Origin of the sequence: Acinetobacter sp. NIOH-H-8 (assembly GCF_046635365.1) — a bacterium.
Classification (GTDB): domain Bacteria; phylum Pseudomonadota; class Gammaproteobacteria; order Pseudomonadales; family Moraxellaceae; genus Acinetobacter.
Window position 1 is genome coordinate 1 of sequence record NZ_JBHDVN010000374.1, and the last position, 383, is coordinate 383.

At 53.3% G+C, this 383-nt stretch carries 1 pseudogene; it reads right to left on the minus strand.

Annotation, left to right across the window (positions count from 1 at the left end):
* Positions 1-383 (minus strand): annotated as a pseudogene (gene blc, locus ACEWB7_RS18720) (lipocalin Blc); the annotation flags it as partial.

Below are 383 nucleotides of genomic sequence, written 5' to 3' on the forward strand. Positions count from 1 at the left end.
TGGTTGGCGTGCGGGAGAGTATCCACAGGTAGTCGCGGTCCGGGCCGCAAACCAGCGCATGGCGGTATTCCCGATCGAGTGCAATAACGTTATAACCGCCATAGAAAGGACCAAAGAATGACACTTTCAGCGCAGCGCGAGTTGGTGCGCCGGTAAAGTACGCTTTCCCTTCACTCTGCTGCCACATTTCTCTGTCAGGGTTATAGCCTTTATTAATGACATTCAGGCCGCCGTCATCACGCAGGCTGTATGTTGCGGTGACTTTTTCCAGTCCACGTTAAAAGCGGTGATCAACACGGGCAATCTCATACCAGGTGCCGAGATAGCGTTTAGCGTCGAAATTATTCACTACGGTCACGCCACGCGGCGGTGTAGGAGAACTG